The organism is Chitinimonas sp. BJB300 (genome assembly GCF_002735695.1).
Taxonomy (GTDB): Bacteria; Pseudomonadota; Gammaproteobacteria; order Burkholderiales; family Chitinimonadaceae; genus Chitinimonas.
Genome location: NZ_PDZH01000077.1, coordinates 1 through 22374 on the forward strand (window position 1 = coordinate 1; position 22374 = coordinate 22374).

The window sequence follows — 22374 nt, forward strand, 5'->3', positions numbered from 1 at the left end:
GTTTACGATCCACGCTTCCTTCCCACGCTCGGTCGCCCTCACGCAGTTGCGCTTCACTTCGTTCGCTGTGATCAACTTACGGCGGGACTTCCACCCGCAGGAGTGCGCCCATGCTGGGCGCACAAAAACAAAAGCCCGCTCATTTGAGCGGGCTTTTCGACATTCGATGCTGGCCAGCGATTCGTTTGTCTATGTCCTGCGACTTAGGCCATCGCCTTGATGGCGGCAGCCAAGCGGCTCTTATGACGAGCAGCCTTGTTCTTGTGGAACACACCCTTGTCAGCAATACGGTCCAGCGTGCTGGCGGTTGCCTTGAAGGTTTCAGCCGCAGCGGCCTTATCGCCAACTTCGATTGCCTTCAGCACTTTCTTGACGGCAGTGCGGAATTCCGAGCGTTGGCTCATGTTGTGAAGACGGGCTTTAGCAGCCTGACCTGCGCGCTTACGTGCTTGTGCGCTGTTTGCCATTAAATCAACTCCTTAAACCGGTAAAAGGACTATCGCGAAACCGCGCATTATGCCGAAGCTCGTTCGCTATAGCAATCATCGCGTACACTGGCGCGATGTTGTCAATCAGCCCTCTTCAAGCATGAATCTGCTCAAAGCTCTTGCCCGCACCAGCAGCATGACCATGCTGTCCCGTATTCTCGGTTTCGTGCGCGATGCCATCAATGCCCACCAGTTTGGCGCCAGCAAGGCGATGGATGCATTTGTCGTCGCCTTCATGCTGCCAAACATGTTTCGGCGGATTTTTGCCGAGGGCGCATTTTCGCAGGCTTTCGTGCCTTTGCTGGCTGAATACAAACAAAAACAGGGTGATAGTGCCACCCGGCAATTCATTGCCGATGTGGCCGGTGTGCTGACGCTGGCGCTGGTGGTGCTCACTGTCATCGGTGTCGCAGCTGCGCCGGCCATTGTCTTTGTGTCTGCCTCGGGGTATGAAAAGGATGCGCACAAGTTCCAACTGACGGTAGAGCTAACCCGCATCACCTTCCCCTATATCTTACTGATATCGCTCTCCTCGCTGGTCGGCAGCATCCTCAATACCTGGAATCGTTTTAGCGTGCCTGCCTTCACCCCCACGCTGCTGAACCTGTTCATGATTGGCAGCAGTCTTCTGCTCGCGCCCTATTTCAATGAACCCATCTTTGCATTGGCTATTGGCGTGACTGCCGGTGGTTTGGCGCAACTCGTCTTCCAGCTGCCCTTCTTGGCCAAGATAGGCATGCTGTCGTGGCCCAGGCTGAACCTGCACGACCCTGGCGTTTGGCGGGTCATCAAGCAGATGGGGCCAGCGATGTTCGGCGTGTCGGTTGCACCGATCAGCTTGCTGTTGAATCGCAACTTTGCCTCGTACCTGCCCGACCACAGCATGAGTTGGATGTATTACGCTGACCGCCTGATGGAACTACCTACCGGTGTGCTGGGTGTGGCACTAGGCACGATTCTGCTGCCCAGCCTTGCTAAATTGAATGCGTCGGAACGATATGACGACTACTCGGCGACATTGGACTGGGGCCTGCGTTTGTGTTGGCTGTTGGCCTTGCCAGCCGCCATTGCGATGGCGGTCATTGGCGAGCCACTGATTGCTGTATTGTTCGAGCGCGGCCAATTCGGCCTGCAAGATACACTGATGACCCAACGAGCGTTGATGGCCTACGCCGTCGGCCTCATGGCATTGGTCTCCATCAAAGTGCTGGCCCCCGCTTTCTATGCACGCCAAGACATCCGCACACCGGTAAAGATCGGTATCGCCACGCTGGTCATGACCCAGATATTCAACCTGCTGCTGTACGAACCGCTAGCCCACGCTGGCCTCGCCTTGGCCATCAGTTTGGCCGCTTGCCTAAATGCCGGTCTGCTGTACCTGGGCTTACGCATGCGCAAGATTTATCAACCCCAACCAGGGTGGCTGGTTTTTCTAGGCAAGTTAGTCATTGCCGTCAGCCTTATGGCTATCGCACTATGGGGGCTGCAGCACGCGCTCGGAGCTTGGCACGGCATGCCGGGCCGAGTGTTGGTTGGTAAGCTCAGTGTATTGATTGGCGCGGGCGCCTCGGTTTATTTCATCGTACTGGCTGCCTTGGGGTTCCGCCCTCGCGACTTCTCCCGTCGAAGCACCTGAACCAGGCGGCTATAATTTAATCTGCTTTCACTTTTTATCTTTGCCCAGCACCATCAGTACCGGTACCGGGCTACGATCAAGGACTACCGTGGAACTATCGCACCGCGTGCAGGCTATCAAGGAATCGCCCACCCTTGCCATCACCGCCAAGGCGCAAAAGCTTAGGGCTGAAGGACGCGATGTTATTGCACTGGCCGCCGGCGAGCCGGACTTCGATACCCCGAACCATATAAAGGCCGCTGCCATTGCAGCCATTGAAGCCGGTTTCACCAAATACACACCGGTATCAGGCACGCCGGGGCTGAAAAACGCCATCATTGCCAAGTTCAAGCGTGACCAGGGGCTGGACTACACAGCCAGGCAGATTTTGGTTTCATGCGGTGGCAAACAGAGTTTTTACAATCTCTGCCAAGCCTTGCTGAACCCGGGGGACGAAGTCATCATCCCCGCGCCTTATTGGGTGTCCTACCCCGATATGGTGCTGCTTGCAGAGGGCAAACCGGTTATTGTCGAATGTGGCATCGAGCAAGGTTACAAGCTCAGCCCGACTCAACTGGCCGCAGCGATTACACCACGTACCAAGCTGGTAGTGCTCAACTCGCCTTCCAACCCCACCGGTGCGGTCTACACCCTGAAAGAGCTGTCCGTATTGGGTGAAGTGCTGAAGAAACATCCGAATGTGCTGATTGCATCAGACGATATGTATGAGCATGTGATGCTGGGCAGCACCACATTTACCAATATCCTCAATGCCTGTCCCGATCTTTACCCGCAGACCATGCTGCTTAATGGCGTGTCGAAAGCCTATTCGATGACGGGTTGGCGTATTGGTTACGCAGCAGGCCCTGAATTCCTGATCAAGGCGATGGAAAACATCCAGTCGCAATCCACGTCCAATCCCTCATCTATTTCGCAGGTCGCGGCTGAAGCTGCACTTAATGGCCCACAAGCTGAATGTTTTGCCCCGATGTTGCAAGCCTTCAATGAACGACATGAGTTCGTGGTAACCAAATTCAATGCGATCCGTGGGTTAACGTGCCTGAAATCCGGCGGTGCGTTTTACGCTTTTGTGGATGCACGCGAAGCTATCCAGAATTTGCACCGTGAAGGCAAATTGGCTGCACCTACTGATTTGGCGCTAGGCAGTTATCTGCTTGAAGCACAGGATGTCGCCGTCGTACCGGGTTCAGCCTTTGGGGCTGAGGGCTATTTCCGCATCAGCTTCGCCACCAGTATGGCTAATCTGGAAAAAGCACTGAGTCGAATCGAAGCCGCGTTGAACTGACTCGAACTCACTACCGGCAACGCCGCCCCATCTCGGGCGGCGTTTTTATTTGTTTCCCATTCGCCACACTATACGAAACCCTTATTTAGGCTTTCCTGTCCTGCAGGAGGTGCCTGTTAGTATGTTGTTGATGCATTAAATCCTGGCGGCAGAACAGGTTAACGCACCAAAACAATAAAATGGGACAACATACAAATGCAGCTGCTACTCAAATTGGCTGGCTGGATCGACACGCTCAACGAGCGCATCGGCCACCTCGCCAAATGGCTTGTGCTGATCTGTGCCTTGATTAGCGCAAGCAACGCCGTAGTGCGCAAAGCCTTCGACATGAGTTCGAATGCATTTCTGGAAATCCAATGGTATCTGTTCTCCGCCATCTTTCTGCTCGGCGCAGGGTATACCCTCAAGCACAACGAACATATCCGCATCGACTTGATACTGGGCAGGTTATCACCCCGTAAACAAGCCATCATCGACATCATCGGCGGGCTGTGTTTTCTGCTGCCCATGGCCGTTGTAATCCTGTATTTCTCCTGGCCCATTGTGGGCCAGATGTTTGCCTCGGGCGAACAATCACCCGATGCCGGTGGGCTGATCCGCTGGCCGGTATGGGCGCTGATTCCCATCGGGTTTGGGTTGTTGATCCTGCAGGTGCTGGCAGAAGTGATCAAACGTATTGCGTTTCTGAAGGGGCTGATTCCCAACCCTGCAGAAAAACAAGATAGCCAGATCGAGGAGGCTATCGGGCAAAACCTTGATCCCTTGCTGAAGAAAGGGGATCAGCCATGAACCACGAAATCATGGCTCCCATCATGTTCGCCTCGCTGATCGGCTTCCTGCTGATTGGCTACCCGGTCGCCTTTGCGCTTTCGGCTGTAGGCTTACTGTTCTCGTTTATCGGTATCGAGCTTGGCATCATGCCAGCCTCATTGCTGCAGGCTTTACCGCAGCAGGTATTCGATATCATGAAGAACGATACCCTGCTGGCTATTCCGTTCTTCACGTTCATGGGTTTGATCCTGGAACGATCGGGCATGGCAGAGGAAATGCTGGACACCATCGGCCAGCTTTTCGGCCGGGTACGTGGCGGGCTGGCCTACGCCGTGATTTTTGTCGGTGCCCTGTTGGCTGCGACAACCGGGGTGGTCGCCGCGTCGGTCATTTCAATGGGCCTTATCTCGCTACCCATCATGATGCGCTACGGTTATGACCCGCGCGTCGCCACCGGGGTGATCGCCGCGTCGGGCACACTGGCGCAAATCATTCCGCCTTCCTTGGTGCTCATTGTGTTGGCCGACCAGCTTGGTACATCAGTCGGCGACATGTATGCCGGCGCACTGGTGCCTGGTCTGGCACTGACTGGCTTATACGCGCTGTATATATTCGCAGTCACCATCGTCAAACCCAACGCTGTCCCCGCTTTGCCCGCGGAGGCTCGCACCTTACGCGAGCCGAATGGATCAAGTGGCGCGCCTTCTCTTCTGGCCTTACTTGCGCTCTGCATCACGGCTGGGCTGGGTTACGACCATTATCACTACGCTACCGCAGACACCCCTTTCGATGAACGCCTGATCGTCTCCGGCTTGATAGGCATCGCCATCGCCTTCACCGCGGCCGTTATCAACCGTGTCACTAAACTGGGCTTGCTGAGCAAAGCAGCCGAGCGCGTCGTCTTTGTCATGGTCCCGCCCCTGGTGCTCATCTTCCTGGTATTGGGCACCATCTTCCTCGGCGTGGCTACACCAACCGAAGGCGGTGCAATGGGTGCAGTCGGGGCCATTATCCTTGCCCTGGTCAAACGCAAGCTAAGTCTGGATTTGGCTCGTCAAGCGATGAACTCGACCCTGAAGCTCACGACCTTCGTGGTTTTCATTCTTATTGGGGCGCGCGTATTCCGCATTGCCTTTCTGGGTGTGGATGGGGATGCCTGGGTAGAACACCTGTTCGTCAGCCTGCCTGGTGGCGAAGTTGGCTTTCTCATCGTGGTCAATCTGCTGATTTTCATCCTGGCCTTCTTCCTCGACTTCTTTGAAATTGCCTTCATCCTGGTGCCCCTATTGGCACCTATCGCACAGAAACTGGGTATCAACCTCGTCTGGTTTGGCGTGATGCTGGGCGTGAATATGCAGACTTCCTTCATGCACCCGCCGTTTGGCTTTGCTTTGTTCTACCTCCGCAGCGTTGCCCCCAAAAGCATCAAAACCACTGATATCTACTGGGGTGCGGTGCCTTATGTGCTTATCCAGGTAGTGATGGTGGGCTTGGTTATTAGCTTCCCCAAACTGGTGACCCACGCATTGCATAACCCCGTAGCAGAGAGCACGCAGAGTACCGAGGAGGTGCTGCAAGGTCTGCCACAGGATGCACCAACAGAACAAAGTGAAGGGGATGGTGGGGCAGCTCTGATGGAAGAAAGCGGCAGTAAGTTGCCAGCGCCCCTTCCAGAAATAGACAAAGACCAAGTCGACCCCGCCGCCGCATTGCTAGAAGAAGCCGGAAAGACAAACTAGCGCACCCTTGATCTTGATAGCACCTCATCGTGTTGTCTTAACCCCAGCAAGAAGGAGCAGACAGTGGAAAGACGCAGTTTTCTGAAAACAGCCGGTGTTGGCGCAGTGGCTGCAACCGGCCTCGCCGCCCCCGCCATTGCTGCGGTTGAGCCGAATGTCCAATGGCGCATCACCTCAAGCTTTCCCAAAAGCCTTGAAACCATCTATGGCGGCGCTGAACAACTTGCCAAACGTGTTGCCGACCTTACCGATGGCAAGTTCCAGATCAAAGTCGCGGCGGCGGGCGAAATCGTCCCGGGCTTGCAAGCACTTGATGCCGTACAGAATGGTACGGTCCAAGCCTGCCATACCTGTAGTTATTACTATGTTGGCAAGAACAAGACCTTCGGTTTCGATACCGCCGTTCCGTTTGGTCTCTCTTCACGCCAGCAAGCCGCCTGGATGTACTACGGCGGTGGTCTGCAATTGATGCGTGACTTCCTCAAGGAATATAACGTTATCAACTTTTACGGTGGCAATACGGGTACCCAAATGGGTGGGTGGTTCCGTAGTCCCATCAAATCCTTGGCGGAAGTAAAGGGCCTGAAAATACGCATTCCGGGTATCGGCGGTGAGGTATGGTCACGCCTGGGCGCAGTGCCCCAAACCATTGCGGGGGGAGATATCTACCCAGCCCTTGAAAAAGGCACCATTGATGCTGCGGAGTGGGTAGGGCCTTACGATGACGAGAAACTAGGCTTCTATAAAGTGGCCAAAAACTACTTCTATCCAGGCTGGTGGGAACCAGGTCCACAGATTTCCTTCTATGTGAATCTACAAGAATGGGCCAAATTACCCAAGAGCTACCAAGCTGCCTTTGAAGTCGCCACAGCAGAAGCGGCTATCGCCATGCAAGCTGAATACGACGCCAAGAACCCCCAAGCACTGGTCCGCCTGCTGCAGAATGGGGTCAAGTTACACAAATACCCGGTCGACATCATGAAAGCCGCCCAAACCACTGCGTTTGAACTGTATGAAGAGGAAGCTGCCAAGAATCCTGCTTTCAAGAAGGTCTATACGGACTGGAAAAAATTCCGCGGTATAGAGCAAGGTTGGTTCAGTTTGGCAGAATCCAGCCTCGAAAATTTTATGTACGCAAATCGCGCCAAATAGCGCTCAAACTATTAGTCTTTATCGGCAATCCATAAGAAAGAACCCGCCCTTCAACTAACCGTCCAACTTCCGGGGGTCAGTTCAATTTGGCGGGTTCTTTCTTTGGGCACATAACTTTTAATTCAATGTCCTGCTGGCTTGGCGGCGGGAGCTTCCTTTTGCGCCGGCACCACCGTCTTGGCTTTATCTTCCGGTTTGGCGGCATCAGCTGGTTTCGCAGCCTTATCCGCATTCCCAGCTGGCTTGCTGTTCATTGCATCAATGGATTCACGCAGATTCAAACACTGCACATCCTCTTTATTTTTGACCACGCTACCAGATAAACCGCACTCCTTCCCCCCAAATTTCAACATCGCTCCATTCACTACTTCTTTGACCTTCTCCGCCTTATCTCCCTTAGCACCGGCTCCACTAAAGCTATCGCGAATTTCAGTCAATACTTTATCCATGGTCTCGCGTTCCAGTCGAGCACGATCCAATTGGTCTTTCAAATTATCCATATCTTTTTTACGGGCAGCGGTCTGAACCTTCAACGCTTCAATAAATTTTTCCAACTCAGCTTTTTCGCCCGCCATCTTTGCTTCGGCCAATTTGGCCGCTCGCGTCTGGGTTATCAGATTTCGCTCCTGTGTTTGATTGCGTTTAGTAGCCAATGCAAAACCACCCAGGAAACCGCCGATGCCAAGCGCCAACACCAAGATAAGCACCACTATTACCAATACAGCAGACAGGCCGCTAGGCACACCACCACGTACTGCTAATACAATACGTTTCATTAATGGTAACTTAGTCACTTGTTCATTTGACGTTGTCATGAGATTCTCTCGGCGTTGACACAGGGGCTTGCCTATAAACAAGGCGGGCTCAAGCAGTTATTAGCGACTTTACGCCGAACGTCAAACAACGATGAAGAAAGTGCAAAAAGCAAAACCGCGTTGCCTTTCGACAACGCGGTTTTTTATGATTCGGTTGGCTCCTCGACCTGGGCTCGAACCAGGGACCTACGGATTAACAGTCCGGCGCTCTACCGACTGAGCTATCGAGGAACTAAAGAAGCCGCTATACTAAGAGGCTGCCAAAAACGTGTCAACACCCGTTTCGTTTTTCCACATAGAGGCCTCATGTCCGCCCTCAAGAAACTGTTGATTATCGTCCTTGTCCTAGCTGCCATTGTGGCCGCTGTTCCTATGCTTATTCCATACGACAGCTATAAGTCGGATGTAGAGCAAAGCCTATCGGGGCGATTAGGAACCAAAGTACAAATTGGTGCTATTGCTTTCAGTTATTCGCCAAAGCCCGAAGTACAATTACGCAGCGTAGAACTTGGTCAACCAGGCGAAAATAGTATTGCAAAAATCGCCATACCGATCACCATGCGCAATGTGCTCAAATTCGGCCAATCGTTGGCGGACGTTACAATGGAGTCCGCTTCGATTAAATACGATTTTGCGTTACTGATACCTGAACGACTAAAAGCACCTTTATCGGACGACTCTCTCCGTATCTCTTCACTAAAGATAACTGACCTGAAAATCCAACTACCAAAAAATGCGGTAGGACCATTATCAGGAACGTTCGCCTTCAAGCCAGATGGGGCACTGAACAATATCACCCTTAATTCAGCTGATGAGCATGTCAAAGTCGATATAAAGCCTGCCGAAGGCCAATTGGCGCTCAGTTTGGAAGCACGCAACTGGGACTTGCCTGGAAAATACCCCGCACATTTTGACCAACTGGTCTTGCGAGGTCTTGCTGACAAGAATGGCTTATTGATCGACGAAATCAGTGGCATGCTGTTTGGGTCTGTTGCAACCGGACAAGCACAGCTGGACTGGGTCGACGGCTGGAAACTACATGGCACACTCCAGACTCGCGGTATGCAAGTAGAACCATTAATCGCCCTGGGAAGCCCAATCTCTCGTGCCACCGGTCGGATGACTGCTGCCGCAACCTTTGATTTTGCGAGCGACGATTACAGCACTCTGCTTGACCAGCCCTCCGTTGAAGTGAAATTCTCCCTCACAGATGGCCGGTTGCATAATTTCGACTTGATCACACCATTAAAGTCATCCAATCCATCGGTACTCCAACGCGGGGGGCAAACCAGTTTTGATACATTGATCGGCACCTATACCCTCGATAAGCATGTTGTCTCATTAAGTGGTTTGGCGTTGAACTCAGGCAAATTCACTGCCTCTGGCAAGATGACAATTGATGACAAAAGCAATCTTAGTGGCAGCCTCGCTACCCGTCTTGCCAGTGGTGTAATTGTTATCAATGCCCCCTTGCGTATCGATGGCACACTCAGCGCGCCTGAACTTCGTTCTAGCGGTGCAGCAAAATCAGGTAGTGGCGATAGCACTACCCGTATTTTCTAGAATCCTATGAGCCTATAGAGAGCACACTGCAAAAGCGTGAAATGGATTCTTAGTGGTACCGTCTAGGCTATCGGCAATAGACTCTTTTTTCTCCTTCGCCGGCCCAAGTGCCGGCGATGTTATTTCTAATCTAGAAGGACGCTAACCATGGCGTGGCTCGAATTTCTCAGCGCGCAAGGCGCACAATTTGATGCACAACAAGCAGCCACTTTCGATATCAGCACTAGCCTTGCTGCCTTACAAAACAGTGCTGCACTTATCCCTTTAACCCACTTCGGCCTAATCCGTTTCAGCGGGGAAGAAACAATTGCCTTCTTGCAGGCACAGCTATCCAGCGATGTCAAAAAACTGACCGCAGCCTCATGCCAGTACAGCAGTTACTCCACACCCAAGGGCCGTATGCTGGCCAACATGCTTGTACTACCGGAAGGGGATGACCGGCTGTTGATGTTACCGCGTGATCTATTACCAGCCATCCAAAAGCGGTTGGCTATGTTCGTCATGCGCAGCAAGACAAAAGCCAGCGACGCAAGCAACGAACGTATTCTGCTCGGACTAACTGGCCCTCAGGCGGCGACACATGCAAAGCAACTCCTCGCCGCCGATTTACCCAATGAAGCCATGCAAATGGTGTCATTCCCCCAAGGCTGGCTGGTACGCCTTGAAGCTGATCGCTTCTTGATCGGCTTACAGGCCGACAATGCTGAAACCATATGGCAAAAGCTTTGTGAATTCGGCGCTACGCCGGCAGGGGCAGATTGCTGGACGCTAACCGACATCCGCGCTGGCATTCCTTGGGTGCAAAGCACAACACAGGAAGCATTTGTTCCACAGATGGCCAATATGGAATTAATTGGCGCAGTTAGCTTTAAAAAGGGTTGTTACCCCGGTCAAGAGATCGTTGCGCGCACCCAATATCTGGGCAAACTCAAACGTCGAACCTTCCGTGTCGTTGCTGATACTGCCATGCACGTAGGTGATGCCGTTTACAGCCCGGAAATGAACGGACAAGCTTCAGGCCAGATTGCCCTAGCGGCACCAGTGGGTGATGGCCGCTGGGAAGCATTGGCTGTAATACAGCTGAGCAGTCTGGAACACGGCATTCACCTTGGCAGCGAAGAAGGCCCGTGCTTAAGTTTGTTGGAACTTCCCTACCCTGTACATGAATAAACCAACACCATAAAAAGCACAAAGCCCACCAGTCAGGTGGGCTTTGTGCTTTTTATGGTCCAGTATTTCGAGCAAACCCAAAACGCTTAAAGCGCAAATGCCTTACGGATACTGCCTTCGATACCCGCTGCATCCAAACCACACACAGCTAGTTGAATCGATGGATCACCGTGATCAACATACCGGTCTGGCAACCCAAGTTGAAGTACCCGCTTGGTGATACCGGCAGCACTCAACGCTTCCAATATTGCAGAACCGGCCCCACCCATGGTGGCGTTTTCCTCTACCGTCACCAGGTAATCATGCTGCGCCGCCAACGTTCGCACCAACTCGACATCAAGTGGCTTCACCCAACGCATATTCGCAACCGTAGCACCGAGCGCCTCACCCACCTTCAGTGCGGGTGTCAGCATGCTGCCGAAAGCCAGGATAGCAATACGGGTACCTTGCCGGCGCACGTCTCCTTTACCAACGGGCAATGCTACAAATTCCTTTGATACCGGCAGGCCAGGGCCAGTACCACGAGGATAACGCACCGCTGTTGGTTGATTTAGCTGGAACGCGGTGTAGAGCATCTGGCGGCACTCGTTCTCATCCGCAGGGCATAACACTGCCATATTCGGAATACACCGCAAGAAACTGATATCAAAACTACCCGCATGCGTCGGGCCATCTGCTCCCACTTGGCCAGCACGATCAATCGCAAAAACAATGGGTAGGTTCTGCAGTGCCACATCATGAATCAGTTGATCGTAAGCACGCTGCAAAAAGGTCGAATAAATTGCCACAACCGGCTTCAGGCCTTCGCAAGCCAAACCGGCAGCAAAAGTAACGGCATGCTGTTCAGCAATACCTACATCGTAGTAACGATCAGGAAAGCGCTTTTCGAATTCAACCATGCCAGAACCCTCACGCATGGCAGGCGTAATACCCACTAAGCGGGTATCCAACTGGGCCATATCACAAAGCCAATCGCCAAAAATATGCGTGTAGGTTGGCTTGCTTACCGCCTTTGCCGCCATGCCGTCGGCGGGTGTAAAGGGTGTTACAGCATGGTATTTGACCGGGTCCCCTTCCGCCAACTTGTAACCTTGGCCCTTCTTGGTCACCACATGTAGAAACTGCGGGCCACTGAGGCTCTTGAGGTTTTGCAGAGTAGGTACCAACGTATCCAGATCATGCCCATCGATGGGGCCGACATAATGGAAGCCAAACTCCTCAAACAGGGTGGAAGGGGTGAAAAATCCTTTCATGTGCTCTTCACCACGGCGCACCAGTTCGTGCAAGGGCGGTACATTTTCGAGCACCTTGGAACCTGTTGAACGAAAACCCTGGTAGAAGCGCCCTGATATCAGCTTGGCCAGATAAGCATTAAAAGCACCCACATTGGGTGAGATCGACATCTCGTTGTCATTCAACACAACCAATAAGTCAGTATCTTTATCGCCAGCATTGAACAACGCTTCAAATGCCTGGCCTGCCGTCATGGCCCCATCGCCAATCACCGCCACACACTTACGCCGCTGCCCCAGGATCTTGCTCGCCTCTGCCATACCGGCAGCAGCACCAATACTGGTTGAACTGTGCCCTACGCCAAAGGTGTCATATGGGCTTTCTTCGCGCTTGGGGAAGCCCGCCAAACCTCCGTATTTACGCATCGTAGGCATTTGGTCGCGGCGCCCAGTCAGTACCTTGTGGGGGTAGCTTTGATGACCCACATCCCAAACCAGTCGATCATCTGGCGTATCAAAGACATAGTGCAACGCAATCGTCAGCTCAACCGCCCCGAGGTTGGAGGCGAAATGGCCTCCACTCTGGCTAACTGACTCCAGCAGGAAAGCACGCAGCTCCTCGGCCAAAGGCTTGAGCTGATCTTCATCCAGCCGACGCAGGTCGGCAGGCAGGTTAATGAGGTCGAGAAGCGGATAAGGCATAGCAATCTAATAAGGTATGGGCAAACACAATAAGCGTATGCGCCGTGTGGCGAAAGTCATCACGCAGGGCATTCATGCCCAGCAAGAAAATTAAAAGGTACGGTGAACAATAAAGTGGGCCAACTGGCGTAAACGCTCCGCACGACTCCCGAATATATCCAGGCAATCAAGTGCTTCAGCTTCCAATTCTTCAGCGCGTAACTTGGCTTGCTTCAATCCCAATAATGAAACATAGGTTGGCTTATCCCTTGCTGCATCTTTACCTGCAGTCTTACCCAGCGTGGCGCTATCTGCTTCCACGTCAAGAATATCGTCCACCACCTGAAATGCCAGCCCCATCAGCTTGGCGAAACGGTCGAGCTTATCGCGCTCGGACGTAATCAGAGCATCACCACAATAACTGCCCAGCAACACCGCTGCCCGAATCAACGCCCCGGTTTTGAGGATGTGCATATTTTCAAGCTCTGCCAGACTAAGCGGCTTGCCGACTGAAGCCAGATCAATCGCCTGCCCTCCTGCCATACCGGCGGCACCTGTGGCAGTAGCCAGTATCTTCACCATCTTCAACTGGTCGGCAGGTTCATTGCACAGACTATGGGCTGTAATTGCTTCAAATGCCGCAGTCTGTAACGCATCACCCGCCAATAGCGCCGTCGCCTCATCAAACTCAACATGAACGGTTGGCTTACCTCGGCGGAGGACATCGTCGTCCATGCACGGCATATCATCATGTACCAGCGAGTAAGCATGTATTAGTTCAACCGCGCTTGCGGGGTACTGCAGGCGTTCAGCCGATGCATTCACCACCTGGCCGGCGGCAAAACACAGCAAGGGGCGTACCCGCTTGCCACCACCCAGTACGGCGTAACGCATGGCTTCGTGCAGACGCTGTGGCAACTGACTGGCAGGAGACAATACACTGCCCAAAGCCAACTCCATCTGTTGCTGTATGGCGAAAGACCAGGTTTGGAAATCTTGTGACTTGTTCATGCATCACCCTCAGGCTCAAAAGACTTAAGGACATCCCCGTCCAATATCTTGATCTGCTGCTCGGCGCCAGCCAATTGCTCCTGGCAATAACGGATCAGTTCCCCTCCCCGTTTATAGGCTGTCAGAGAAGCATCCAGCGGCAACTGGCCGGTTTCCATTTCGGTAATCAGGGCTTCGAGTTCAGTCATTGCGGACTCAAAGCTTATTGTTTTGCTGGGTTTTGCCATTGGCTCTAACTAGGAAGTGAGATCGATCAATCCTGCGATTTTACCCTGCTAGTGACAAGGTCACTCCGCAAACGGCATAAAAAAAGCGCGTCGGAGTCATCCAACGCGCCCTAAATACCCAAGCGTAGGCAAACCTACCGGGCAAGCCCGGTGGCCTCGTTACGCAACCCGTAGTAGGTGGCACAACGACTACAAAGTGAAATGTAACACAGCTCTTCTGATTTCAAACAATCGTTTGATAGGCTGTTGCGTGGGTACAAAATTCCTATGTAATCACAAAGCCTAATCAGTGATATCAAGAGGTTTGGGGCAGAATTTCCACCTAAGACTGACTACACTGAACAGCTCTATCCCGCTGCTCGTCACCCTCCATGAACTCACCGTTGCAGCAACTCGCGATTCAGCGCCAGGCAGGAGAAAAACCTGCCCGCAAGCGCAAATGGATCATGCCGTTGCTGATAACCGTTGTGTTGGGCGGTGGCATCATATGGGTACTGGCCGGTAAGCCGAAACCTATACAAACTGCCAAAGTAACACAGGCATGGCCTTCTTCAGCTTTATCCGACCTCACTGCCACAGGCTACGTTGTCGCGCAAAAAAAAGCCGCCATTGCCTCAAAAGCCACAGGCCGGCTTGAATGGCTGGGTGTACGCGAAGGCAGCCCCGTCACCGCAGGCCAACTGATTGCCCGTTTGGAAAATGCCGAGCAAGAAGCGCAAGTAGCGCAAGCCGTCGCGAATGTGGAAGCCGCCAAAGCACGGCTGAAGCAAAGTGAAGCGGATGCGTTGGAGGCTGAACGCGCCATGCGGCGTAGCGCAGAATTACTTGCCCAGGGGTTTATTTCCAATGCCTCGCACGACAATGCGGTTTCACGCGCCAAACAAGCGCAAGCCGCAGTTGGGGCACAAACCGCGGTCATTCGCCAAACACAGGCTGCACTCCAACAAGCCCGAGTCGCACTGGATAGCACCTTGATACGTGCGCCATTTGCCGGTGTGGTACTCACTAAAAATGCCAATGTCGGCGATGTTATTTCGCCCTTCAATGCCAGCGCCGACTCCAAGGGAGCCGTTGTGAGCATGGCGGACATGGGCACGCTGGAGGTGGAAGCCGATGTTTCTGAAGCCAGCCTGTTCAAAGCCAAGCAGGGCCAGCCCTGTGAGATTCAGCTCGATGCCCTCCCCGATTTACGCCTGCTAGGCAAAGTAAACAGCATCGTCCCATCCGTGGATCGCAGCAAAGCCACCGTCACGTTCAAAGTGAGCTTTATTGAGCATGACCCGCGTGTACTACCCGAAATGAGCGCCAAAGTAAGCTTCCTGAACCGACCCCTGACACAGCAAGAACGCAGTCCACGGCTAGCAATTAATCCCCGTACAGTAGCCAATGGGGCCGTCTTCGTGGTGCACGACGGGGTAGCAAACCAAGTCAAGGTGCAGTTGGGCAATAAGCTGGGCGACCTGATTGAAGTGCGCCAGGGCTTAAAGCAAGATGACGTGCTGGTACTGGAACCCAGTAATCTGGAAGACGGCGCCAAGGTGCAGGTGACCAAGGCATGAGTCAACCAGCCGTCAGCCTGCGCCATGTCAGCAAGCACTATCTGCGAGGTGGCCAAGTCATAGATGTGCTCAAAGACATTGATTTTGATATTGCCCCTGGCGACTTCCTGGCCCTGATGGGGCCATCGGGCTCCGGCAAATCCACGCTGTTGAATTTGATTGCAGGCATAGACCAACCCAGCGGCGGGCAGATCATAGTCGATCAGGTCGATATCGCTACCCTCGCCGAAGCGGAACTGGCTGATTGGCGCGCCAGCCATGTGGGCTTCATCTTCCAGTTCTACAACCTGATGCCGGTACTCAATGCACAGGAAAACGTTGAGTTGCCCCTGATGCTGACCACGCTGAATGCCCGACAGCGCAAAGAACACGCCAGCTTGGCATTGGAAATGGTCGGCCTCTCAGACCGTAGCAGCCATTATCCAAACGAGCTGTCGGGGGGCCAGCAACAACGCGTCGCCATCGCCCGCGCACTGGTCAGTGATCCAAGCTTGATCGTGGCAGATGAGCCCACGGGCGATCTGGATCGTAAATCTGCTGGCGAAATCCTCGACCTGCTAGGGCAACTGAATACCGAGCTTGGTAAGACCATCATCATGGTGACCCACGATGGCCGTGCTGCCGAGCGCGCGCATGCTATCCGCCATCTGGAAAAGGGTGAGTTGTCTGCATTGGAAATGCTTCAGCCCGCAAAGGTGTAATGCGAGGCCACACGCGATGATGCCCACGCAAACCAAGCTCAATAAACCTGCCAGTGTGAAGCGATGATCCTATTCATGCTGCGCATGGCCCTGAAGAATGCACTACGCCATCGCTTGCGCGCACTGCTCACCTTGGCTGGCATCGCCCTCGCCATCTTATCTTTTGGCCTACTCAGCACGGTGGTGTCCGCTTGGTATGCAGGTGCCGATGCTGCATCGGATAAACGCCTTATCACCCGCAGCGCCATTTCATTGGTCTTTCCGTTACCAATCAATTACGGGGAAAAGATACGTGCCGTCGAAGGCGTGACTTCTGTTTCCTGGGCCAACTGGTTTGGTGGCGTCTACATAGAGGAAAAGAATTTCTTCCCACAATTCGCTATCGAACCCACCAGCTACCTACGACTCTATCCAGAGTTTCACCTTGAAGATGCTGAGCTGGCGGCATTTATACGTGACCGACAAGGTTGCGTGGTCGGCCGCAAGCTGGCGCAGCGATTTGGCTGGAAAATCGGCGATCGTATCCCACTGCGCGGCACGATCTACGCAGGTAATTGGAGTTTTATCGTGCGCGGTATCTATACCGGCCGCGATAGTGGTACCGATGAAAATCAATTTTTCTTCCACTGGACTTATCTGAATGAATGGATAACCCAACGTTACCCTCGACGCGGCAATAGCAGTGGGGTATTCGTCATAGGCATTCGCGACGGTGGTGAAGCTGCATTGATCAGCGAACGGGTAGATAGCCTGTTCAGGAACTCGTTGGCTGAGACGCTGACTGAAACCGAAAAAGCCTTCCAGCTGGGCTTTGTGGCCATGACAGAAAGCATCGTGCTGGCTATCCAGTTGGTCAGCTATGTGGTGATTCTCATCATCATGGCCGTCATGGCCAATACGATGGCAATGTCGGCACGTGAACGTACCGCGGAATATGCGACCTTGAAAGCACTGGGCTTCAGCCCCGGCGTGATCGGTTGGCTGATTCTGGTGGAGTCGCTACTCCTGTGCGCTATCGGGGCAGGCATTGGCATCTCTTTAACTTGGCCCGCAGTACGGGCCGTAGGGCAGGCACTCGATAACCTCTTTCCGGTTTTCAATGTAGCGAATAGCACAGTGTGGCTACAGGTCGCCGCCGCCCTGGTTGTTGCGCTGAGCGCCGCAACCATTCCCGCCTGGCGTGCGATGCAGGTACGCATTGTTGATGGCTTGCGGGCGGTCGGCTGACATGCGCCTGAGCCGCATTCCACTGCACTATGTCTGGCGTAACCTGTTTACCCGTAAGTTGACCACCGTTCTGACTGCCGGCGGCATGGCCTTGGTGGTCTTTGTTTTCGCCACAGTATTAATGCTGGAAGCAGGGCTGAAGCAAACTCTCACGGCCACCGGCTTGGCGGAAAACGTGGTTGCCATACGCAAGGGCTCGCAAACTGAAATACAGAGTGGCTTATCTCGCCAAGAGGCATCCATCATCGAGAGCAGCGCCCCCATCGCCTTGAATGCCATGGGCCGGCAATTAAGTAGTCGCGAAGCAGTGGTATTGATTTCATTGCAGAAAAAAGGCGGGACATGCAGCAAATCCGACCCACCGACGCCACCATGTACGAACAAGCCGGCCAATATCGTCGTACGGGGCGTTGGTGCACAAGGCTTGGCGATCCGGCCACAGGCAAAACTGATAGAGGGCCGGCGCTTCCTACCTGGCAGCGCGGAAATTATGGTTGGGCGTGCAATTGCAGATGGTTTTGAGGGAGTGCAGTTGGGTGCAAGCTTGCACTTTGCCCGGCGTGACTGGACCGTGGTAGGTATCTTCGATGCCGGAAAAACTGGCTTCAATTCAGAAATCTGGGGTGATGCAGAACAAATGATGCAAGCCTTCCGCAGGCTTAACTATTCTGCTTTGGTGTTCCAACTACGTGATACCGATGCCTATGCATCCACTCAGAAAAAGCTGGAGGCAGACCAGCGCCTGACCGCTGAATACAAGCGCGAGACACAATTTTATGCGGACCAGTCCAAGGTGATGGCAAGCTTTATTTCGATTCTCGGCAGCGTGCTATCGGCCATCTTTTCCGTCGGCGCGATTATTGGCGCCATGATCACCATGTACGCCGCTGTTGCCAATCGCACCGGTGAGATCGGCACATTACGGGCACTGGGCTACCGGCGTCGCAGCGTCATGCTGGCCTTTTTGCTGGAGGCGCTTTTCCTCGCGCTATTAGGCGGTGTCGTGGGCTTGATACTGGCCTCATTCATGCAGTTCTTTGCGGTATCGACAATGAACTGGCAAACCTTTGCCGAACTGGCATTCAGCTTCACCCTCACCCCAATCATTGTGCTGAAGTCGCTTTTGTTTGCATTGCTAATGGGCATGCTTGGTGGGTTTTTACCAGCCTTACGCGCTGCACGATTGCAAATCGTCGATGCCTTACGCGCTGCCTGAATTGCGCACGGATACCGCTTTTGAACGGTTTAAGTCGCTGCCAATCCAATCTTTCAAAACCCTGAACAACACGTACCTATGCCTCGCAAACTACTACGTCGCTTACTCCCTAGTCGAGAGACATTGGACAACAACCGCTTTCTCCGGCGCTGCGCCCCTTTTCTTACGCATCACAACCTTTGGCATTTGAATCGGCATTCCGTCGCAGGCGGTCTGGCTGTCGGGCTGGCCAGCAGTATGATTCCAGGGCCATTGCAAATGCTGGGGGCTACGATACTTGCCGTGCTGTTCAGGGTTAATCTGCCTGTTGCTATATTTGGCACGCTCTTCAGTAACCCCTTCACCATTGTTCCCCTCTATTTGCTGGCTTTCGGCATTGGGCGGCTTATTACCGGAGCAAGCGGCCATCCCGCACCCATAGCCGATGCACCGGTAACAGATTGGGCTAACCTGATGGGCACCGCACACGCCTGGATGGATTGGATGTTAGCGTTGGGCGCCCCCCTGGCGATAGGTATCGTCGCGCTTGCCCTGCTACTTGCGCTTGCCGGCTATGGTTTGGTTCAACTGGGCTGGCGTCTGCATGTGCTGCATGCCCTCCGTAGCCGTCGATCGCGGCGTCAGACTTAATCAAACCGGACAGCATGTGTCCGGCTTTATTGATTTGGTTGCTTCATCCCACGTTATGTACCAATACGGTCTGAGCCGGCATGGGTGCAGGGAAACCCGCCTCTGCCAATCCTTCCCGTATAAGGGTCTGGGTGTCGAAGTAAACCTGCCAGTAGTGATCATTGTGGCAATAGGGCCGTACAGCCAACACTGGTCCAACCAGATTGAATTCCAAAATAGCGACTTCCGGTTCAGGGCTTTTAACCACGTTAGCAATGCCGGCAAGCTTGGTTTTTAAAAGACTGATAGCTGCACGATGATCGGCATTACCCGCCAACTGTGCTTTTAGGTCTACACGACGATGGGGGTTGGCCGTAAAGTTTTGGATGGTATCTCCAAAAACCTTATTGTTACCCACCATGGTCAAGACATTGTCTGGCGTATTGATCGTGGTAGCGAATAGCCCAATTTCCTTTATCGTGCCCGTGATGCCGGCTACAGAGACGAAATCATCGACTTTGAAAGGGCGCAATACGATCAGGAACGCACCTGCGGCAAAGTTTGCCAATAAACCCGACCATGCCATGCCTATCGCTACGCCGGCTGCGGCGATCAAGGCTGCGAAAGTCGTTGTCTGCACCCCGAAATAACCGAGGATGCCGATCACCAGCAGAATATTGAGCGTAACCGTCAATACACCGCCGATATAGCGCATTACCGTCGGGTCAACCTTTTGGCGAGACAACGAACTAGCTACTGCCCTGCCCGCCATCCCGATCAACCAACGGCCAATAACCCAAAAAGCAACGGCCAATAACCCAAAAAGCAACGGCCAATAACCCAAAAAGCAACGGCCGCCAGGATCTTCATGCCAACAGTCGTGGCATATCCCAGCAGAATGTTCTGCCACTGTGAGAAATCTATTTCTTCCATCGCCTCTTCTCCTTATCATAATTGACTCCATAGCCTGCCTGGATGCACAACCAGCTTAGAAGCTGCATGAGAAGAATTCTGAGAAAAGATCAATCTCAATAGAATGGCCGTAAGACCGCGCGTGCTGTTTTCAATACCTCAGCATTAAGCCTTTCCATCTTGGGCGACTGCACCCGCCAGTGATGCCAATAAAGTGCGACATCGGTGGGTTTATTGGGTGCTAGATCGATGAGCTCGCCACGTGTCACGTCATCGCCATACTGTAGCTCTGGCACCATGCCATAACCCAACCCCAGCCTCACAGCCTGATAGAAAGATTCGCTTGCCGGTATGTAATGGCAAGGGTAACTCGCGGGTGGCAATCCAAGCTCCCGCTGCAAAAAATCACTCTGAATCACATCTTTACGATTGAACACCAAGACCGGAGCATCTCGCGCTGCTTCACGGTTAATACCCATAGCAAACCAGCGCGCCACAAATGCAGGCGCGGCAAGTAGCCGGTAGCGCATAACGCCCAAGGGTTCCACTCGGCATCCCCGCATAGCCGTTGCTGCTGCCGAAACACCTGCCAACACTTGGCCTGCCTCCAACCAAGCATAGGTATGGTCTTGATCATCAACGGTGATATCAAGCAACAATTGCTTTTCAATCAGAAAATCACTTAGCGCAGGTAACAGCCAGGTCGCCAGGGAGTCATTGTTTACCGCAATCGGAATACTTACAGGTTGGCCCTCAACCTCAGCCAACTCGGCCACGAATTCTTCTTCCAGCAAACGGCTACGGCGTAAGTACTGCGCCAAGCGCTGGCCTGCTTTTGTTGCACGACAGGGCCGTGTCCGTACCATCAGCGGGGTTCCCAACTCTTCTTCCAACGCCTTTACACGCTGCGATACAGCAGAAGGTGTCAAGTGCAATAAGGTGGCAGCTTGCTCAAAGCTACCTGTCTCCAGCACCGCCAATAGTGCCTCACCTTTGCGAACATCAAGCGCCATGCGATAGCCTTTCATGAATAAAATTAAGCATTACACAAAAATACTAAACTTTATTCAGGTTTAAAGCATACAGATGGACAATGACAGCTCTACATATAAGGATTTTTTAATGCTCATTTCCAGTGCTTTTTTGAAAGGGTTGGGCGTGAGTGCCGGCCTAATCATGGCGATTGGCGCACAAAACGCTCATGTCTTACGCATGGGCCTAAAACGCCAACATGTGGTGCTCACCGTCATCGCCTGTGTTCTTATCGATGCCTGCCTGATTAGTCTGGGAGTGGCAGGCATGGGGGCTGTAGTCCAGAACTCGCCGAATTTAATGATTGTGGCGCGTTGGGGGGGTACAGCTTTCCTGCTTTGGTATGGGCTGCGAAGTTGGCGTGCCGCGTTTTCCAGCAATACCTTGGAAACAGACAGCAAAGCCCAAACATTAACGACACGCGAAGCATTGCTAACTGTACTAGCCCTATCGCTATTAAATCCGCATGTCTACCTGGACACGGTTGTACTGATTGGCTCGATTGGGGGGCGGCACCCAACTAGCGAACAAACCAAATTCATTGCAGGCGCCATCAGTGCATCACTATTGTGGTTTTGCGCTTTGGGTTTCGGTGCCCACCTACTCTCACCATGGTTTGCTCGACCTATAGCTTGGCGAGGCATTGACGCATTAACCGGCACCACTATGCTTGGGCTTGCGGCCCTGGTAGCCCTCGGCTAGGTGCCCGATAGACATCTTTTCCATACAAAGGCATGTCATGAATCAAGCTTTTCGCCCGTTAACGGCTTTACTCGCTAGCCTAGAACCTGAACTCCAACCTGGCCATTATGCATTTGTCAGCCTAGGCCCACTACGCAGCCCAAACGACATCCCAACTATTGCCAGTTTCAAAGAAAAAGAAGGGTGGACATTAGTTGTAGAGCAAGAAACTGCCCAACAACACAATCTAACAGCGCTATTTACCGCAGCGTGGATCACACTAACCGTCCATTCCGACTTGGCTGCAATTGGCCTAACTGCAGTAGTGTCTCAAGCATTAGCCGACCGAGGAATTGCCTGCAATATAATGGCAGGCGCTTGGCATGACCACTTATTTATTCCGCCGAATCAAGCCGAAAATGCAATGGAAACATTGCGCGCATTACAGCAGACTGCATCGGAATAGCCTGCCACTCATCATTCTGACCGCAAAGCTACCGCCCCACCTCTCTCGAGAGGTGGCACCTTATTCTATTCCCCCAATCGGCATAGGGGCGACCAGATGTTCTGGCCGACCCCTGCCACACCACCCGGCATGCGGGTCCGCACCGGGCGGTTGGAGCAGTTGAGGTCAATCTGCCTCCAATTGATGCACATCGCCCGGTTT

The 22374-nt window shown here is 53.2% G+C and carries 23 protein-coding genes and 1 tRNA gene; 15 read left to right on the plus strand and 9 right to left on the minus strand.

Annotated elements, in window-relative coordinates; genetic code table 11:
- Window positions 1-220, plus strand: a 220-nt coding sequence (locus CSQ89_RS23245) for a hypothetical protein (RefSeq protein WP_233203161.1), incomplete at its 5' end; no start/stop codon positions are given.
- On the opposite strand, the gene rpsT is transcribed toward CSQ89_RS23245, so the two are convergent.
- Entirely contained in the window at window positions 204-467 is a 264-nt protein-coding gene (gene rpsT / locus CSQ89_RS13620; RefSeq protein WP_099406692.1) for a 30S ribosomal protein S20, read from the minus strand. The two genes, CSQ89_RS23245 and rpsT, sit on opposite strands and share 17 nt — an antisense overlap.
- A 121-nt stretch (window positions 468-588) precedes the next feature.
- Between rpsT and murJ the strand changes: the two genes are divergently transcribed.
- From murJ to CSQ89_RS13645, 5 genes are all read left to right on the plus strand, one after another.
- Entirely contained in the window at window positions 589-2124 is a 1536-nt protein-coding gene (murJ, locus tag CSQ89_RS13625; RefSeq protein WP_099406693.1) for a murein biosynthesis integral membrane protein MurJ, read from the plus strand.
- A gap of 88 nt (window positions 2125-2212) precedes the next feature.
- On the plus strand, window positions 2213-3409 hold the full coding sequence (locus CSQ89_RS13630) for a pyridoxal phosphate-dependent aminotransferase (RefSeq protein ID WP_099406694.1): 1197 nt from the start codon (window positions 2213-2215) through the stop codon (window positions 3407-3409).
- A 195-nt stretch (window positions 3410-3604) separates the two neighbouring features.
- Window positions 3605-4198, plus strand: a complete 594-nt coding sequence (locus CSQ89_RS13635; RefSeq protein WP_099406695.1) for a TRAP transporter small permease subunit — start codon at window positions 3605-3607, stop codon at window positions 4196-4198.
- Complete coding sequence (locus tag CSQ89_RS13640; RefSeq protein WP_099406696.1) at window positions 4195-5919, plus strand: TRAP transporter large permease; 1725 nt, start codon at window positions 4195-4197, stop codon at window positions 5917-5919. Before CSQ89_RS13635 ends, CSQ89_RS13640 begins: the two co-directional genes overlap by 4 nt.
- 63 nt (window positions 5920-5982) lie before the next feature.
- A complete protein-coding gene (locus CSQ89_RS13645) occupies window positions 5983-7071 on the plus strand; it encodes a TRAP transporter substrate-binding protein (protein WP_099406697.1) in 1089 nt (362 codons plus the stop codon).
- A gap of 122 nt (window positions 7072-7193) precedes the next feature.
- On the opposite strand, the gene CSQ89_RS13650 is transcribed toward CSQ89_RS13645, so the two are convergent.
- Window positions 7194-7886 carry a hypothetical protein gene (locus tag CSQ89_RS13650; protein WP_139022786.1) on the minus strand — a complete coding sequence of 231 codons (693 nt, stop codon included), beginning with the start codon at window positions 7884-7886 and terminating at the stop codon, window positions 7194-7196.
- A gap of 155 nt (window positions 7887-8041) precedes the next feature.
- Window positions 8042-8117 (minus strand) — tRNA-Asn (locus CSQ89_RS13655).
- A 75-nt stretch (window positions 8118-8192) separates the two neighbouring features.
- Here CSQ89_RS13655 and CSQ89_RS13660 point away from each other — a divergent pair.
- Window positions 8193-9449 (plus strand): AsmA-like C-terminal region-containing protein, encoded by a 1257-nt coding sequence (locus tag CSQ89_RS13660; RefSeq protein ID WP_099406699.1) that lies wholly within the window; start codon window positions 8193-8195, stop codon window positions 9447-9449.
- Between the two features lie 147 nt (window positions 9450-9596).
- Window positions 9597-10619, plus strand: coding sequence for a CAF17-like 4Fe-4S cluster assembly/insertion protein YgfZ (gene ygfZ / locus CSQ89_RS13665; protein ID WP_099406700.1), 1023 nt, complete (start codon window positions 9597-9599; stop codon window positions 10617-10619).
- Window positions 10620-10705: 86 nt separating this feature from the next.
- Here the strand turns inward: ygfZ and dxs are convergent, their stop codons facing one another.
- The 3 genes from dxs to CSQ89_RS13680 all read right to left on the minus strand — a co-directional run bounded on the left by dxs (window position 10706) and on the right by CSQ89_RS13680 (window position 13770).
- Entirely contained in the window at window positions 10706-12553 is a 1848-nt protein-coding gene (gene dxs, locus CSQ89_RS13670; protein ID WP_099406701.1) for a 1-deoxy-D-xylulose-5-phosphate synthase, read from the minus strand.
- Between the two features lie 90 nt (window positions 12554-12643).
- Window positions 12644-13543 carry a polyprenyl synthetase family protein gene (locus tag CSQ89_RS13675; protein WP_099406702.1) on the minus strand — a complete coding sequence of 300 codons (900 nt, stop codon included), beginning with the start codon at window positions 13541-13543 and terminating at the stop codon, window positions 12644-12646.
- Complete coding sequence (locus CSQ89_RS13680; protein ID WP_099406703.1) at window positions 13540-13770, minus strand: exodeoxyribonuclease VII small subunit; 231 nt, start codon at window positions 13768-13770, stop codon at window positions 13540-13542. Before CSQ89_RS13680 ends, CSQ89_RS13675 begins: the two co-directional genes overlap by 4 nt.
- A 371-nt stretch (window positions 13771-14141) precedes the next feature.
- On the opposite strand from CSQ89_RS13680, the gene CSQ89_RS13685 reads away from it, so the two are divergent.
- The 5 genes from CSQ89_RS13685 (at window position 14142) to CSQ89_RS13705 (ending at window position 19103) form a co-directional block, all read left to right on the plus strand.
- The gene (locus CSQ89_RS13685; RefSeq protein ID WP_099406704.1) at window positions 14142-15329 is read left to right on the plus strand and encodes an efflux RND transporter periplasmic adaptor subunit; all 1188 of its coding nucleotides are present in this window, start codon (window positions 14142-14144) and stop codon (window positions 15327-15329) included.
- Window positions 15326-16030, plus strand: coding sequence for an ABC transporter ATP-binding protein (locus CSQ89_RS13690; protein ID WP_099406705.1), 705 nt, complete (start codon window positions 15326-15328; stop codon window positions 16028-16030). Before CSQ89_RS13685 ends, CSQ89_RS13690 begins: the two co-directional genes overlap by 4 nt.
- 75 nt (window positions 16031-16105) lie before the next feature.
- Complete coding sequence (locus CSQ89_RS13695) at window positions 16106-17257, plus strand: ABC transporter permease (protein WP_233203164.1); 1152 nt, start codon at window positions 16106-16108, stop codon at window positions 17255-17257.
- A gap of 1 nt (window position 17258) precedes the next feature.
- A complete protein-coding gene (locus CSQ89_RS13700; RefSeq protein WP_099406707.1) occupies window positions 17259-18473 on the plus strand; it encodes an ABC transporter permease in 1215 nt (404 codons plus the stop codon).
- Window positions 18474-18551: 78 nt separating this feature from the next.
- Window positions 18552-19103, plus strand: a complete 552-nt coding sequence (locus CSQ89_RS13705; protein ID WP_099406708.1) for a DUF2062 domain-containing protein — start codon at window positions 18552-18554, stop codon at window positions 19101-19103.
- Between the two features lie 43 nt (window positions 19104-19146).
- Here CSQ89_RS13705 and CSQ89_RS13710 read toward each other — a convergent pair whose 3' ends face one another.
- The 3 genes from CSQ89_RS13710 to CSQ89_RS13715 form a co-directional block, all read right to left on the minus strand.
- Entirely contained in the window at window positions 19147-19827 is a 681-nt protein-coding gene (locus tag CSQ89_RS13710) for a mechanosensitive ion channel family protein (RefSeq protein ID WP_308418156.1), read from the minus strand.
- A 32-nt stretch (window positions 19828-19859) separates the two neighbouring features.
- Window positions 19860-20015, minus strand: coding sequence for a hypothetical protein (locus CSQ89_RS23700; protein WP_308418157.1), 156 nt, complete (start codon window positions 20013-20015; stop codon window positions 19860-19862).
- A 95-nt stretch (window positions 20016-20110) separates the two neighbouring features.
- Entirely contained in the window at window positions 20111-21007 is an 897-nt protein-coding gene (locus tag CSQ89_RS13715; protein ID WP_099406709.1) for a LysR family transcriptional regulator ArgP, read from the minus strand.
- A gap of 109 nt (window positions 21008-21116) precedes the next feature.
- Here CSQ89_RS13715 and CSQ89_RS13720 point away from each other — a divergent pair, with 109 nt between their 5' ends.
- Both CSQ89_RS13720 and CSQ89_RS13725 read left to right on the plus strand, forming a co-directional pair.
- Window positions 21117-21728: a LysE/ArgO family amino acid transporter gene (locus CSQ89_RS13720; RefSeq protein ID WP_099406710.1), complete on the plus strand. Its 612-nt coding sequence runs from the start codon at window positions 21117-21119 to the stop codon at window positions 21726-21728.
- A gap of 37 nt (window positions 21729-21765) precedes the next feature.
- Window positions 21766-22173 (plus strand): ACT domain-containing protein, encoded by a 408-nt coding sequence (locus CSQ89_RS13725; protein ID WP_099406711.1) that lies wholly within the window; start codon window positions 21766-21768, stop codon window positions 22171-22173.
- The last annotated feature ends 201 nt before the right edge of the window (window positions 22174-22374 follow it).